Origin of the sequence: Pseudobacteriovorax antillogorgiicola (genome assembly GCF_900177345.1) — a bacterium.
GTDB lineage: Bacteria > Bdellovibrionota_B > Oligoflexia > Oligoflexales > Oligoflexaceae > Pseudobacteriovorax > Pseudobacteriovorax antillogorgiicola.
In genome coordinates this window covers 11,299-27,112 of sequence record NZ_FWZT01000031.1, presented here as the reverse complement: position 1 = coordinate 27,112, position 15,814 = coordinate 11,299, and the positions used below count along the sequence as shown (strand labels likewise).

Annotated in this window: 9 protein-coding genes; 5 read left to right on the top strand and 4 right to left on the bottom strand. The window is 46.5% G+C overall.

What is annotated here, in order from left to right:
* Positions 1 to 126: 126 nt before the first annotated feature.
* On the top strand, positions 127 to 1,842 hold the full coding sequence (locus B9N89_RS27820) for an OPT family oligopeptide transporter (RefSeq protein ID WP_159455689.1): 1,716 nt from the start codon (positions 127 to 129) through the stop codon (positions 1,840 to 1,842).
* 8 nt (positions 1,843 to 1,850) lie between these two features.
* Entirely contained in the window at positions 1,851 to 2,393 is a 543-nt protein-coding gene (locus B9N89_RS27815) for a hypothetical protein (protein WP_132325177.1), read from the top strand.
* 41 nt (positions 2,394 to 2,434) lie between these two features.
* Here B9N89_RS27815 and B9N89_RS27810 read toward each other — a convergent pair whose 3' ends face one another.
* The gene (locus tag B9N89_RS27810; RefSeq protein WP_132325181.1) at positions 2,435 to 4,294 is read right to left on the bottom strand and encodes a S1 family peptidase; all 1,860 of its coding nucleotides are present in this window, start codon (positions 4,292 to 4,294) and stop codon (positions 2,435 to 2,437) included.
* A gap of 487 nt (positions 4,295 to 4,781) precedes the next feature.
* On the opposite strand from B9N89_RS27810, the gene B9N89_RS27805 reads away from it, so the two are divergent.
* Both B9N89_RS27805 and B9N89_RS27800 read left to right on the top strand, forming a co-directional pair.
* The gene (locus B9N89_RS27805; protein WP_132325184.1) at positions 4,782 to 5,357 is read left to right on the top strand and encodes a YceI family protein; all 576 of its coding nucleotides are present in this window, start codon (positions 4,782 to 4,784) and stop codon (positions 5,355 to 5,357) included.
* Positions 5,358 to 5,437: 80 nt separating this feature from the next.
* Positions 5,438 to 5,824, top strand: a complete 387-nt coding sequence (locus B9N89_RS27800) for a hypothetical protein (RefSeq protein WP_132325187.1) — start codon at positions 5,438 to 5,440, stop codon at positions 5,822 to 5,824.
* 1 nt (position 5,825) lies between these two features.
* Here B9N89_RS27800 and B9N89_RS27795 read toward each other — a convergent pair whose 3' ends face one another.
* On the bottom strand, positions 5,826 to 6,701 hold the full coding sequence (locus B9N89_RS27795; RefSeq protein ID WP_132325190.1) for an endonuclease/exonuclease/phosphatase family protein: 876 nt from the start codon (positions 6,699 to 6,701) through the stop codon (positions 5,826 to 5,828).
* Between the two features lie 626 nt (positions 6,702 to 7,327).
* Between B9N89_RS27795 and B9N89_RS27790 the strand changes: the two genes are divergently transcribed.
* Positions 7,328 to 8,203 (top strand): hypothetical protein, encoded by an 876-nt coding sequence (locus tag B9N89_RS27790; protein WP_132325193.1) that lies wholly within the window; start codon positions 7,328 to 7,330, stop codon positions 8,201 to 8,203.
* A 12-nt stretch (positions 8,204 to 8,215) separates the two neighbouring features.
* Here B9N89_RS27790 and B9N89_RS27785 read toward each other — a convergent pair whose 3' ends face one another.
* Positions 8,216 to 12,253: a response regulator gene (locus B9N89_RS27785; RefSeq protein ID WP_234996188.1), complete on the bottom strand. Its 4,038-nt coding sequence runs from the start codon at positions 12,251 to 12,253 to the stop codon at positions 8,216 to 8,218.
* A 17-nt stretch (positions 12,254 to 12,270) separates the two neighbouring features.
* Entirely contained in the window at positions 12,271 to 15,666 is a 3,396-nt protein-coding gene (locus tag B9N89_RS27780; RefSeq protein ID WP_132325200.1) for an ATP-binding protein, read from the bottom strand.
* Positions 15,667 to 15,814: the final 148 nt, after the last annotated feature.

Sequence of the window (15,814 nt, the reverse complement as noted above, 5' to 3'; positions counted from 1 at the left end):
AAAATATATTCTAATAGTTTTTGCTAGGCTTCCTAATCTTTATACGCAAAAATTTTTTGAACTACACATCCTTGTTTAATTTCGTTAGAGTGCGGCTTCGTTTTTGAAGATGACTGCGGAGGGGCCGTGCCAAAATCCAGCTATCGTGAACTTACCGTTGCAGCCGTTGTGCTCGGGATTCTACAGGGGATCATACTCAATCTGGCCTTCGTCTACGCTGCGTTAAAGCTAGGGTTTTCGATTGGCGGTTCTACTGTCGCGGCGATCATGGGCTACGCCTTGCTCAAGGGTGTTCTTAAAAAAGGCACCAGCATCGAGAACAATGTCAACCAGACAATAGCATCGGGGATCAACACCGCAGGAACCGGAGTGGTCTTTACTCTGCCAGCGATTTTCATGCTCTACGGGCAATCGGGGCAAGAGGTTGATCTGTTACCATTTATCGTTGCGGCAGTGGCTGGGACCATGCTGGGTATTGTCTTTATCATACCTCTAAGAAAGCAGATGATCGATATCGATCGTTTGCGCTTTCCCTCAGGGGTTGCTGTAACTACGATCATTCGCTCCGGCTCTGGTGGTCTCGGGAAGGCCAAGCTGCTGGCTATCGGTTTTTTGATCAGCGCAATTTGGAAATTCTTATTAGGAGCGGGTTGGCTTGATGTGGAAGGGCTGATTGGACATGAGGAGCTAAATTTCGGTTTTGGGGTGATTCCCGACTACCTATATCCCGTGCTCTATCTTTCACTGATGAACTTGGCGGCGGGGCTACTTGCAGGCAAGGGGGGAATCCCATTCTTCATTGGAGGTGTTCTAGCCTGGTGGGTTGTGTCGCCAGCAGTGGTTCATCTCGGTTGGGTGCCGACGGAAGGGTCGCAAGGTTTGATTTATGGTTCAATGTTAAGACCCTTGGGGATCGGTGCATTGATTGGTGGAGCCTTGGTTGGTGTGATCCTTACCTTTCCTGCAATTAAGGCTGCAATCCAGTCTCTGATAAACGCAGGCAAGTCGGGCAGCCTTAAAGGAGATACAGGAGAATTGCCAGCGAAGGTTCTAGGCTTTGGCATCGTGGGCGCCGCCCTATTACTGGCACTGTCAGCGAATATGTCGTCTGACATTTCCATCGGGCAAACGGTGATGGTGTCCTTAGTCGGAGTTGTGTGGATTGCCCTTGCTGGCCTAATCGTAGCTCAAGCTACGGGTATGACGGATATTTCACCAATGTCAGGGATGGCCCTGATCACCGTGACTCTGGTGATGTTCATGCTTGATAAGAACATCAGCGCGGCGATGGCTGTGGCTGTTGCGGTGTGCGTGGCGATTGGTCAGGCTGCCGACATGATGCAAGACTTGAAAACTGGTTTTATGGTTGGTGGTCAACCAGCCAAACAGCAGATCGCCCAGTTCGCAACCACTTGGATTGGAGCGATTGTCTCGGTTTTCGCAATCTACGTGTTGTGGAAGAGTGGACCTGGTGGCTCCCAGGGTTTTGGCGAGGGAACTGCCTTGCCAGCCCCGCAGGCTGGGGTTCTAATGGGTATCATCGAAGGCCTTAGCACCGGTAATATTCCCCTTGATAAATATCTTTTAGGTGGTGGAATTGGTGTGCTTCTTGGCTTTGCTCCAGTGGCAGGCTTGGGAGTGTTGATTGGTCTTGCCATGTACTTACCTTTCTCCATAACATTGGGATATGGTCTTGGCTGTCTCATTCAAATGGGACTTGAAAAGGCCAAAGGCCCAGAATTTTGTGCGCAAAAGCTTGTGCCATTTGCAGCCGGACTCATTATTGGCGAAGCCATTATGGGAATAGGCATGGCTGGCTTTGACATCTTAAAATCCATGTGAGGGACGACATGAGGAATTTAGGTATTCTATTATTCTGGTTCGGAATCATCGTGGGAACAGTTGCAGCGGCAAAGAACCCAGCGCCAGAAGAGGACTTTTCTGATCAGGTTCCGCTTTTTATGGGAGCTTTGCTGGTAGGTTTTTCTGGGATGGTTCTGTGGCGTAAAGGAGCTGCGGCTTCGGACGCAGCCTCTAGTTCAGATGACCTAAGCCCGGACGATCTAGGAGCAAGTATCCATGAAGCTCACGAGATTGTTTGCACCTTAACCCAAAAGCCTCTGGACTATAAAACACTTCTGCCGACTATCGACCAGTGCCTAGCTCTGATCCACCGGGTTGTGGAAGCGAGGAAGGTTCTGTACCGACGAATGTCTATGACTCAAGTAACCATCGCCATGAGCGACTTGGCCCATGCAGAGCGGCTTCTCAACAGGGTTTGGTCCATGGTATCAGATGGTCATCGGGATGAGGAAGAGTTGATGGGACTGGTGCATCATGCTCACCAATACTTGCAAACCACCGAGAGAAACCTCAAGGTTGGTCACGCTTAAGCTCTAACCCTTAAGGGTGGCTCAAGCATTCCATAGGCCTCTTATTCTTCGCAACCTCGCAGTAGAACCTTGCTGCGAGACACACAGATCCTGGTAAACTGATATTTTTTCTCAGAGTGGACGACATCCATTTTGAAGTATTTGTTGACGTTTTTAAAGACCTGGCCATTGAATGGAAACTCTTTCTTTTTGATCTGCCGATAGGCTGCGCGGATATCCCCTGGAGCCCTGCGGCTAGGGGCGAATACCCGTTTGAAGATGGTGATGTTGCTCGGCTCTTCGGCGACAGGAACAGACACAATCATACCACTCGTCAACTTTAGCTTACCTCTGTTAGCCTTATAATTGGGAACCAATTCGATGAGATCGGCATTATCGTGATAAATTAGTTTTTCACCTAGCTTGCTATAAAGAACACCCTCTTCGTCGAATTGGATGGCATCCTTAACGAAGCTAGGAGTGTTTCGATGCTCCAAGAATACTTCCCAATCCCGATAGCTGCCTTTATAGGTGAAAACCAATTGGTTGAGCATGTTACGAAGTTCGTAAAAATAGGCTTGGCCAAGATGCTCGTATGGGGCTGACTGAAACAGGCAAAACTTTCCCGAAGGGATCGTGGTGCATGCGAGCACCGCTCGCCATTCCATTGCTTTCACATTCCAAAAGCTCATCTGCCAAAGCCGATCATGGTGATCTGTCATTTGCACTTTTCGATCGGATTCACCTAAGCTGATCAATCGATAGCGGCTGTTGAAGAGGGTTAAGCCGGAGCCGAGGGCATTAAAGTATTTTTCAACAATCCCTCGATCTTTCAGGCTCTGAGAATACACATAAAAAGGGGTCAAGCCATCAATAGATTGACTCCCGACGGCAAGAGATACACCATCGGCGGTCTGAACATCCCTATAGCCAAGATCTAAAAAGCCCCACTGTCGACCGTTTTGAGTGTGGAGCAAGCCACCCAAGCGATCAGGCTCAGCACCATCTCGAATCGAACGATAGATATGCCGGCTATTTGGATAGAGTGAAAAGCTAAAGTTTTTCTGATGGTGTTTGATCGCCTGTAGTCTTTTTCGGTCGAGGTCCTTTACAATCCGCTTCCAAAGTACTTGAATGGGTACGGGTGTGGCGTACTTTAACTCTATGGGGTGTTTGGTGGTTAAGCCTCGCTCCTCTATGATCTCATGCTTGAGATCGCGGATGATTGCACCTTTGGTATTATAAACTTCTTGAATGGGCGTGGCTTCATTCAAGTTTTCGTTTTTAGACTTGCGAACGATAATGCCAATGACCTGCCCTGTTTTAGTTAATAGGGGGCCTCCAGAATTACCCGGCGAGGCAGGAGTGGAAAACCTAATATTTTGCCAGCGGCCGTAAAGAGGCTCAGGAGTAAACAAAGCCAGCTGGCCTCCACAGCGATAGCTGATACCCTCGCCAATGGCATTACCTGGGGCACACAGATCGATACCTAAATCTCTCTGGCTGGTGTAGCGAATAGGTAGGGGGCGAACTTTTCGTGGGTAAGTTTTAAGGTCAAATACGACGAGGTCTTTTTCCTGATCGTAGGCATGGATATTAGCAATTTGATGAATTTGATCGAACTGGTCACGAATATAGTAAGTACCAAGTTCCCAAGAGCGGGAAAAAATATCGACAACGTGAGCCGCACTCACCAATCGGTTTGGGGCAATAAAGAACGCGGTGCCGATGGAACGATAAGGGGAAATACGTTGCACGTAGGGAATGTCGGAGGTATCGATCTTGCGATTTAAAAAGGGGTAGTCGTCATGCTTATGGACGACCACTTCAAATACAGAGTCCCTGATCATTGACACCCACTGGCTAGCGGCAAGTGAAGTTTCAGTGTTGATCATGGCAATTAATATGAGCCATATTTTCATGCGCGATCCCCCGATCCTAGAGCAAAAAATACATCAACAATTCGAAGATTTTGCTTATTTTATTCAAGGATTATGCCAATAACTCACTGAAATCGAGGGGGGAATCTTACCTAGAGTACGGTTCTGCTAAGCTACTGACAACGCCAAGCTCTTCAATTCCCAGCGAAGTGCTGCACTCCTAGCTCATCCAGCCAAATTTTGAGCCTATATCCTAAACAAGCTAGCCCAACGAGGCCTGGTAAGGCTTACCAGATTGAAAGATTCGGAAATCATTCGAAATTCTATCGATCGCCGGGCTGGTGTTTTGGAATTGCCGGCCATATCTATATTAAGTTAGTATTTACAGTATTTTAACGTAAGGGTCACAGGCATTTGAGCGTCAGAAATCTAGACGTTGATGTCTAGAAGGTGACGCTGCTTCATTGAATCCCGTGAAAGACTCACGTACTCTAAACCATTCTCATCGATTCAAAAAGTAGGAGGTCTTATGGGTGTATTGTCGAAATTGGTTTTGATAAGCATGTTAATCGGGCAGGTTGCTATGGCTGAACTTAAATGGCCGCAAGAAACCCCTGCAGCTGCTTGGGAAGCTAAGAAAACGATGTTTTTAGTGAGTAGCTCTCAGCCTGTTGGAATGAATAACGCTATTACAGTTCGTCTTGAGCAAAAGGGTGATGGTGAAGCAATCACAGTGCAGATTCCAGTGGATAAGTTTGATAGTGATGAACCCGATCGGGATAAGGATGTTGCCCAGATTTTAGGGGGAGGTAGCCTAAGATTTACGTCGCAAGCTTTCAATCAAGCGGCTTGGCAGGATCTTGAGAAAGGGACTACGAAGAAGATCTCTGGGACGCTGACGATCGGCAAAGAAAGCTTCCCTGTGGAGTTTGACATAAAAGTTACAAATGAATCTGGTAAGACTGTGCTTGTTGGTTCCACTGAAAGTACCCTGTCAGCCTTCAAAATTGAGCCACCTTCCGTAGCTGGTGGCTTGGTAGCGAGTGTTGATGACTACATTAAGTTACATGTGAGGCTTTTTTTAGACGAGTTGAAGCCAAACTAAGCTTAGGTGCTGCTCATCAAATTTCAGCGACATTGGTTTGCAAGACCGGCTCTGCCTTTAATCTACATTAGGAAGGACTCATGAGAGATTTTTTGGTGGATTTAGGGGTTGGCGTTGTGCTTTTTCTTGTGAACCATATCGCTGGATTTAAGGCAAGATTGATCAAGCAACTCCGCCTTCTCAGAATTGCCTTATCGGAAGAAAAAAAAGAAACCAAGTTGATGATTCAGGTCTATGGTCGTTTCGTCAGCGGCAAGAGTTCTCGCTATGAACTTCAGCTAGCGAATCGACAACTTCGAGAACTTATGAAAACCATGGGTCTTGGAGTTCTCATTGTTCTGCCGTTTTCTTTCTTAACACTCCCCATTCTAGTGCGCTTAGGCGATCGCTTGGGGCTTCCCATCCTTCCTAAGGCTTGGCGCCAGCAAGAGATGGAAAACCAAGGTGAAGCCACTCGCCAACCCTAAGTTATTTCAATCGAATTCTTGCGTAAACTGGAAAGTGATCAGATGGATAGCGCCCGCCATCGTTGTCATGGATAATAGCAGCGTCGAGGGTCTGGTAGCGCCCTCTTTCGGCGAAAACGAAATCAATCTTATCCCCGCCCCTAAATCCGCTAAAGTAATGATAGGTACCATCCTCTGAATAAGCTGGTTTGATATCTCTGAAAGTGTCTTGCATTCGAGAGCGGCCACCATACTTAAGGTAGTTGATGCTATCTTGAAACTCACTGACATTAAGATCGCCCGTAATAACAAAGGGGTGTTGCGGATTGCGGCGTTCAGCGATTTTACGGTCCAAGAGTTCCGAGCTAGGTTGCCAGGCCGAGCTGATGTAGGACCAATGATTGTTGTAATGATAGAATCGCTTGCCGTTTGGCATTTGAAATAGCACCCAGACGCAGCGTCGGAAATACTGTTGTCCCCATACAAGACGATAGTCTTCCACATCTGGAGTATCGGTGTAGTAAAACTCCCCTGCTTCAATCACAGTTAGTCTACTAGGATTGTATAGTATTCCAGTGTCTGGGCGGGAAGCAAGCACCAATGGAGTGTTAGCTACGATATCATTTACCGTGCGCCCCTCGCTTTCTTGAAGACCAACGAGATCAGGATTAAAGCGATTGATCACATTATAAACTTGCCACCGCCTGGTTTCCCAATCGTTAGGGTAAGGATCTACTGGCACTCGGATATTGAAGCTCATGATACCAAGATCCGATGCGGAACGAGTGTTGGTGGAAAGTGATGAGCGCTCGTCGTCGGTCTTGATTCGACTCCCACACGCACTTAAAGCAAGCCCTATAGTGGCTAGCATAATCAGACGAAGTCTAAATAATCTCATGTTGTCCTCTAAATAAAATAGAATTGAGTGAATTTGAAACAACGGTGAACTTGATTTATAAACGTTTCAAACGTGTCTAAATCAGGCTTATGTGCTTTCAAAAACGGAAGACTAGTCTTGATTTAAAAAATAGAATGAAAAGCGCTGTAAAGGAAAGATGAATCGACTTAAAAAATATTAAATGAGTCACAGAAATGGATATTTCTCTTTGGTCAATAGGATTTTGAAGGGAGTTGAGTTTTGATGAATGGTTCTCTAATCAAACTTATAGGGGACAAAACAAACCACTCAGTTGATCTTGGTAAATCTGTTGCACCTTCTATACGCTTCAGCTAGTAGATCGTGACAGCGAGTAAAATCGAAAAACGTTTTATAACGGCGATATATCCCACATAAATTCATGAGATCATGTTTTTTTGCTAAAGATAATCGAATTCTTACCGAATAGTACCAAGCAAACAACATCACAAAAAAACAAACTGCTTCTTGCAGGCCTTCGATAGGGACGAGGGCGCGAGACTGTTTTTCTTAGAGGTGCAAAACATTGAATCACTCCCATGATCCTGTGACGGATTCCCCGTAAAACTGCCCTTTCTTCGAAAAACGCTTTTGAGTGGAGGGGACTTATGAGGTTAACGATTGCCATATCGTTGATGATGGCGCTTGCTTGTGCCAAGCAAGAGAATCAAGTGTCATCGCAGAAACGCATTCTAAGGCCAGTTGACAAGCCAGTGCCGTTCGAACCAGTTGTCGAAGAGGAGTTTGGCTATGTTGAAGAAGTACAGGTTAGTGACTTGAGTGAAAGCCTAGCCCAAGCGTGTCAGCAACTTAAGTTGATTCCAGATTTAGCTGTTATCAACCGGGAGCGAAACACCCTTTGTCCAGCAGATGAAGACTTCAGTCGCTATCGTTTCCACCTAGAGTCACCCTATTCGGGAATCGGTGAGCCTTTTATTGAATTTCTATTTAGTCAGGAGTTACCGGATAACTATTCCGAGTATACGGCGATCACCAGCATGGCCATTCCTGTTGCGAGTGAAGACTACATCATGAATTATGTGAAGCAAGCGATGCAAATTGGAAGTGTAACCATCGGTGGTGATTTCCAGTACGAAGCTTATTTCTTTCCCGAGCAAGACATTCAAGTAACTAATCCAGAACTACTAGAGAAACAGGAATACCGGGCGGAGACCAAGTTTGTTTACGGCAGACATCACTTTAACGCCTTTCATGACGTCGGTCTCAATCTTTATAAGCTAGGTAGAGGTGTTTATGTAAGTTTGGAAGAGTGGGTAAGCGACCCTGATTTGGGAAAGCTAGAATTTAAGGCCAACCGCCGTCTGACGCTTTACGTTAGCCAGGAAGGGCAGACGTTTACCCTTTCTGCCTTTCGAACCATTGGCTACAACCAGGGGCATCATGATCAGGCTTTGAATCGTAGTAAGCAGTATCGAAGTCATAGAGTCAAGACGGAGTATGCCTATTTACTTGATCGGATCTGATTTTCATTGCCATTAAGAGGCGCTTGATATCGACTTCTGCTCACGAAGGCGGTAAAGGGTTATGGTTTCATTGATCCCCCTCAGGTGGTAGTCTCCTGCAACCTCGTATTGGGAAGGGGATAAGTGTTGAATCACCTGCGCGGAAACAAGGGTCTCACCGCCCTCAGCCCGAGATTCGATCCGTGAAGCCAAGTTCACTGTGCCGCCAATGGCGGTGTAGTCGGATCTCTTGGCTCCCCCAAAGCCCCCTACAATGGCCACTCCTTGATGAACGCCGATTCTCATATCGAACTGATGTTCTTCTTCCGACAGCCAGGTTTCATTGAGCTCAGCAAGCTTTTCCTGCATCTTGTTGGCACAGCGTGTGGCTTTCAATGCCTGCTTCTGAGCACTCATCTCTTCGGGAGCGCCGAAGATAACCAGAATTCCATCACCAATGAACTTATCGATGGTCCCTTCTTCGGAAAAGATAACTTCTGTCATCTCTATAAGGAATTTGTTTAAAATCCTCGCGATTGCGTCGGCCCCAAGCTGTTCGGTGCTTGATGTGAAGCGACAGAGATCTGCGAATAGTACAGTGATAACACGTTTGCTCGGTGTATCGTTAAAGACTGCCTGGCCATCAACTAGCTCCTTTACTAAGTTAGGAGGGAGGAAGCGCTGGAGCACGTTTTGATTGATGAAGCGATTGAGCTCTGAGATGCGTCGCTCTCTTTTTTTCAAGAGCAGGAGGTTCTCGATCACTGATAGGAGTTCCAGCCGGTCGAAGGGCTTTGAAAGATAGACACTGGCTCCCAGTTTAAGTCCCAGAGAACGTGATTCATTGCCTGCTTTAGCGGTAAGTAGAATGGTGGGTATGGATGAAAGATTTTCGTCATGATGGAGAGCTTCCAGGAACTGCTGACCATCCATTTCAGGCATCAGCCAATCTGTAATAATCACGTCTAGCTCCTGACCTAAGCGACGAGCTTTGTTATAACCCTGGCGACCATTGACAGCCTGTACCACATGATAGCCTTCTTGCTCTAGTGTTGACTTGATCACTGTTCGAAGGTCTTGAACATCATCAATCACCAAAATTGTAGCAGTACTGTTTTCAGGAATTTCAAGATCTTGGTTCGAAATATCTTCAACAATTCCTGTGTCGAAATTGTCAGCAGCAAGGGCATCGACAAAGGCAGAGTTTGGTTCTACCCGCGGCAGTTTGCCTTCAGATTCCCGATAGGGGCTTTTATCAGCATAGGATTCGATGACTTTCATTTCCATACCTAGATTGGCTGGCTTGTAGATGACGTAGTGAGCCTTTGCCTTTTCCAGAGCATTTTTGAGGACCTGACCGTTTTGCTCGGCGGTGTATAGGATTCTGAAGCTATCTGGCAGAATGCTTTCTGAGTAAGCTAAGAGATCAACGCCATGGATACCATCCCCTAAATTTTCGTCGGCGACAATGACTTTGATTCTATGATTACTGACGATTTCCTTGAAGTCATCTGGCGATGCGATGATCTTGAAGCGCTCTAGCAGTGTGTGAGTGGACAGGCTTCTGAGAAACTGGCTACGCATCTGAGAGTCGTCTTCAATGTAAAGGAGATCCAAGACAGGCTTAGAGGAGTCTTGCTGGTATCGTGCTAGTCGCGATTGGATAGCGTGGAGAAGGTCCAAATCAAAAGGCAGGATGAATGACGCCTCAAAGTGAAGTGTGCTCAAGCTTAGGAGGGAGTGTTTCTTCTTGGGGTCGCTGATCAATAGTCGGCTGCAATGGGGGTGCGTTTCATGAACGTCATCAAGAAACTTGCCGAGATCCTCTCCCCAGTTTGTAGAGCAAATCATAATACGAACGACGTGATCTTCAAGTAGGGTACGCGCTCGCTCCAGACTGGTGGTAGTGGAGCATCTTTGGTCAAGGCCATGGTCATACATAAACGTTCGAAACTGGTTGATCAACTCAGTGTCTGATTCAACATAGACGACTTCATAATGAGACGGCCCCTGGCTGATTAAAGGAAATTCCGCCCAAATCTTAGTACCCTGCCCCACAAGACTTTCCAAACCAACGCGACCTTGCATTTGCTTACTAAGTTCTTTGACGAGGGCTAAGCCTATACCAGTCCCTTGTTTGTTAAGAGGTTTGTGCTCTTCTACCTGCGAAAATACTTCAAAAATCTGATCTTGATCTTTTTCTGGTATGCCGGGCCCGCTATCCGATACTTGGATTCTAGCGAATGCCCCTTTTTGAACTAACTGTAAGGTGATTCGTCCTTTCGAGGGAGTAAATTTAAGTGCATTACTGAGGAAATTGAAGATGATCTTTTCGAGAGCATCGATCTGGCCAAGAATGACCCAGCCATCAGTATTTTGTGCCACCTTATTGAAGTCAAATTGAATCTCTCTAGCTTTGCACATTTCGTTCATACTTAGTACGATATTTTCGAATATGGAGTCGAGATGAACCTCTTCAAGCTGCATTCGCATCTGTGACATCGATATTTTCTGATAGTCGAGGAGTTGATTGACCAGGCGCAAGAGGCGTTTGGTATTTCTTTGGGCAATTTCTATGTGGCGATCGTTGGGATAAGTGTCTTCCGCAGTCGTTAGGGATGATAGGATGATGTTGAGCGGTGTTCTCAGCTCATGGGAGATATTGCGGAAGAAAGCAGTCTTTTGTTGGTCACCTTGCTTTAGAACCTCATGAGCCTTGGTGATCTCAACATGTTGAGCTTCCAGTTTTTCTTTCTGTACCCGGAGCTTTTGCGTCTGAATATCTACTTCAGCTTGCAAATCCTTACTAAGTCCCTCGGCTTTTCTGTAGGTAGCAGCAAAAAAACGTGCCATCATGTGACTTTGAATCAGAACAAATAGGCCCAAGCCATAAGGAGCTAGGAACGGAGTTCTGAAGTAGCCAGCAACCTTGAGTTGATCGTGGCTCCTAGCCAAGACATAGACAGAAAAACCTATCAATGTAAGTTTAGCGTCGTGTGACCCTTTCCAAGATTCTCGAATCAAGTGGGCAAGGGCGAGGAACTGAAAGATTGGGTCAAGATAGAAGTAATACTTGTGATAATGTGAATAGATCTCAAGCGGGTTGGTGAAGGGAATGAAGGCATAGATTCCGAATATGATCCAGCTACCCTGACAAACCTTGCGAAACAAGGGGGTGCTGGCGATGGAGTTGATAAACATCATCAACGTGGGCGTTGTTAGGTAGAGCGACATATATTCGGCAGTATTTAGCCATTCATGGAACTGAACCCCGGAGCCTCCAGTCCAGTATTGAACCAACCTGCTGTTAAGCATCAGCCAAGATCCCATAAAACTAAGTGTGATGCCAAACCAAAGACTACTTTGATCATCGGGTCTCTGAGATACCAAACCAAACAAATAAAATGCCATGGTGAATAAAAGGACTATCAGCGCAACCTTGGTCATGTGCCGGAAATTGAGTCGATGCTGCAAGTCGGATTCGAGGCCGATCGTTGGGGTCTTGCGAGCCCCGCCCCGAGAGTGATGAAAATTGGAAACCTGCCAGACGATTCGGATACTGTCGGTTCCCATAGGGATCGAGCGGATTTGATTGCCATAGTGTGGCACTTCCTGGCTCTTGTTACGGCCCACGACTCCCTGCTTAAATCGACTAACCACATTATCTTGGTGCCAAACTTCCATTTTTTGAGCACTGTAGACATCTGAAAGGTTGATGGCAATGGCTTCTTGCTCCTGTTTCGGTAGCTTAACATCAAGGATATAGCTTGCAAATCCCTGTGGCGCTCCAGGCAAAGCATTGTCGGAAAGGTTTTTCCAGATTTCTGGAACCATATAATAGGTATCGTGGTGATTGATTCTATCATTGTCTCCTACTGGATCAGGGACTGCCTTCCACCAGAACTTCCATTCACCTGCTAATGAAATTGGCCCGAGCTTGTCGAAGTCCCAATGGGACAGATCAAGCTGCCCGGCGACGGCCCTTGGTTTGGGGTTAACGTCCTTGGCCAAAAGAGGAGCGCTAGTTAGCTGTACCATGAACAAGAACGCTATAAAGTTTTTCAAAACCATGGGCCGCACCTTTTCTCCTATCCAACTTTCGGCAGGGTGATTAAAAACTCAGGGTGCTTGCTCTGAGCTGGACTATCTAAGTGGCCATGTGATTTATGAATTAAGCGACGACTGATACCTAGGCCTAGGCCAAAGCCTTGATGTCCCTTCCCAGAAAAGGACTCTTGGAAGAGCTTGGTTCGGATCTCTTCAGGGATGGGAGGGCCACCGTTGCTAACTTTGATATTGACATTGCCTTCAGTGATTCGTGCTTCGATCGCGATCCAGCGATCTTTAGGGGCGAGATCTTCCACAGCATCACAGGCATTGTTTACCAGGTTTAGTAGGACTTGCATCATGTGAAGCTTACCCACCCTTAAGGGAGTACTAAAGCCCTGATATTTTACCTGAACCCCCAAGCGTCCTAGTTTAGATGAAAGAATCTTTAGAATGGAGTCAACAACGTCATCAAGGAAGCACGTATGGCCCTGATCCGACAGCCGGCTATACTCCAATATGTCACGAATCAGGGCGATTCCATGTTCGTTCTGCCGCCTCATAGCAAGGAATTCGGAAATAATCTGAACGGCACTGGCGACCTCTTGCCTTTCTTTCCGACTCAGTTTGGTAAGCGCTCGCCAGATGTCGAGGCGGGTTTCGTCGTTCGCTTTCATTTGTGGAAGATATGATCTCATGACTCGTAAATTGGTATCTTTGCGATCTTCAGGAGAAGTGAAAGAAAACTGACTCAAGTCATCATTGTGAGTCCAGTGTTGTTGACTAGATAGGATGAAGTCGATCATCAATTGCCATGAGGCATGGGTCATCGGAACTTTTTCAAGGATCTGCCGGCACCCGAAAGCCACGGTCGATTCATCCAGTTGATGGGGGCTGAGGACATTCTTCAATTCATGGCTGAGATCGCGCAACATCTCACCCAATTGAACGAGCCGCTCCCGCTCTTCCCAGCTAGTGAGGCTTGCAACCAGTTCCTTTCGGTGAAGAATATTCTTGACCCTGAAAAGCAATTCCTCATGGTGAATTGGTTTGGCAATGTAATCATCCGCTCCCAGACTCAAGCCGAAGACGCGGTCATCGTCACTTGCCCGAGCCGTGATGAGGATTATAGGAATTGCCTTCAATTCTGAGTCATCGTGCAAAACCTTAATCACATCTTCACCCGACATGTTCGGCATCATCATATCAAGGAGAATCATGTCAGGATGAATTGTTCTCGCAACCCGAATGCCCTCCTCTCCACTGGTAACGGTATTGACTCGATAGTGGCTTTGTTCAAGAATTTCTTGAATCACTTCACAATTAGTCTGGTTGTCGTCGATCACTAGGATGTGGTAGTCGGAAGATTCAGATTTTGTCTTATCGTCATAGTTCTTTCGTGTGTTCCGGGGTATGGGCATTTGATTGTCTTCAAAGAGGCCTATGTTTTCCTCGCCCGCTGTGGCATGAACTTCTGATTGGCTTGGAATCGACACGCGGAATGTTGTCCCAGTTCCAGGCTCTGAGCTGACGGTTAAGTCGCCATCCATAAGTTTCACGAGATCTTTAACCATAGCTAGACCAAGGCCAGTGCCTTCATACATCCGTCGTGCGTCTCCTGAAACTTGTCTAAATTCGTTAAAAATATAGGGAAGCTGGTCTTCGGGAATACCAATGCCCGTATCAGAAACTTGAATCACGAGATGTTGGTTTTGAGATTCCATTTTCATCGTCACGTGATTTGCTCGCTGTACGTCAGAAAACTTAAAGGCGTTGCCAAGCAAATTACGAATTATAGTCATGAACTTTTCTCGATCTATGATGAGCTCAGGGTCGGCTATTTTTTGTTCAAGTTTAAAACTGAGATTATTCTTCTTCAGCATCAAGCCAGTTGCCAAGTCGTCGACCTCAGTTACGATGTCCTCTACTGAGACTAAGCTGTTGCTAAGTGAGAGATTACCTCGCTTCGATTTTGCGAGATCTAATATGGTATTAACTTGAAACTTAAGTGATTGGGCCAAGCGGATACATTTATTGATCTGGGAAACAGCTGGCTCTGGCAATTCTCCGTAGCGTCCTCGTGAGAGAAATTGAAGAAAGCCAATGATGCCATTGAGAGGCGTTCGTAGCTCATGTGATGTGTTATGAAAGAATAAGGTGCGAGCTTTCTCCTTCTCTGCCAATTCTAAGATCAATCGTTCATTGTCACGATAGGTTTGAGCAAATCGTTGAGCTAACAAATAGCTTTGAATCAGGACGAACACTCCTATTGCATAAGAGATCAGGTAGAAGCCCGAAATTACGCGAATCCCAACCAGGATATCATGAAGAATCGCCAGCCCATAAATCGAGAAACCCAGGGTAGATAGGACAGAGTGTTTAGCTCTACGTAGTATCGAGTAGAGAAGGTGAAGAAAGGTCGCAGAGATCAAGATACCTTGTGCATAGTTGAAGTAGATGCTGCCGCGAGTATAGATTTGCGGGCCCATGAATAATGCAGATGCGACAAAGCTCAAGCTTGTAACCCAGAGTGGTAGCATCATCTTTTGGATGAGTGGACCAGGCTGAAGATAGCGGATGAAGGTGATGAAAAATCCAAGTTGTAGGTAGAGAGCTATATAGCGCGAACGATTCAGTATGCTCTCTAGGTCTTTGTGAGGATCAGGGAAAAAGAACTGGGGCAGGTAAGCATTGGTTCCCTGAAAGATGCTATAACTGAACATCGCCAGGCAGAAAAAGATGCTAGTTCTATCTTCAGGTCTTTGAATGAACAGTCCCAAGTGATAGAGAGCCATGATTACAAGCATGGTCACTAGGAAGGTGTTTAAAATATATCGAGTACTTAAGTCTTGTTGAAGCAGATCAAGAGTTCCGACGACGGGAACTCGCTTTGGCCCTCCTCGGGAATGGTGAAAATTCGATACGTTCCAGAGAAGTTCGAGGGTTTGCCCCTGATAGCCGTTGAGGCTTAGGACTTGAGGCCGTGACTGAGGTGTTTCCAGATTCGCATTTTCGCCGACGATGCCTTGCTTGATAGTGCCGATCAACTGCCCACGGTGAAAGATCTGTAGCCTCTGGGCGCTGTAATTGGGTGAAAGATAGATACCAAGAGTCTTGCTTGGAGGAAGGGTGAGGCGAATTAAGTAGGTGGCAAGCCCCGATGAATCAGGGTGGTCGGCACCTCGCCAGGAGCTTGGGAGAGCCGTGAACGGTACGGTTTCATAGCTTTGGGGAGGCTGATCTAAAATTTGCTTGGGCCAAACGTGATAGTCACCACTTAGAGGGATTGTACTGTCAAAATCTTGGCGCTGAGACAGGTCTATGGAGCCCCCTGTTTCAAGGCCTTTGCTGAACCCAGGCGTGCTCAGCCAAAGGAGAAGTGTGAACCAGACTCCAATGGTTGAGAAGATCGGTCTGTAAAATCCTAGAATGAACAAATGGATCTCTAAAATTTACTGAATGCAGCTTAGAAAATAGATTCCTGCCACTATCAGCTTACACAGTTTTTCGAACTGAGATGACTGCGAAAATTGCCTGCTAGTGATGGGTCTCACTTCGATTCTAGAGATCATCTATTGGGTTGAT

Bases quoted from the DNA above. Each gene is read 5' to 3' on its own strand.
- B9N89_RS27815 (WP_132325177.1), top strand. From the start codon at position 1,851: ATGAGGAATTTAGGTATTCTATTATTCTGGTTCGGAATCATCGTGGGA.
- B9N89_RS27810 (WP_132325181.1), bottom strand. From the start codon at position 4,294: ATGAAAATATGGCTCATATTAATTGCCATGATCAACACTGAAACTTCA.
- B9N89_RS27805 (WP_132325184.1), top strand. From the start codon at position 4,782: ATGGGTGTATTGTCGAAATTGGTTTTGATAAGCATGTTAATCGGGCAG.
- B9N89_RS27800 (WP_132325187.1), top strand. From the start codon at position 5,438: ATGAGAGATTTTTTGGTGGATTTAGGGGTTGGCGTTGTGCTTTTTCTT.
- B9N89_RS27795 (WP_132325190.1), bottom strand. From the start codon at position 6,701: ATGAGATTATTTAGACTTCGTCTGATTATGCTAGCCACTATAGGGCTT.
- B9N89_RS27790 (WP_132325193.1), top strand. From the start codon at position 7,328: ATGAGGTTAACGATTGCCATATCGTTGATGATGGCGCTTGCTTGTGCC.
- B9N89_RS27785 (WP_234996188.1), bottom strand. From the start codon at position 12,253: ATGGTTTTGAAAAACTTTATAGCGTTCTTGTTCATGGTACAGCTAACT.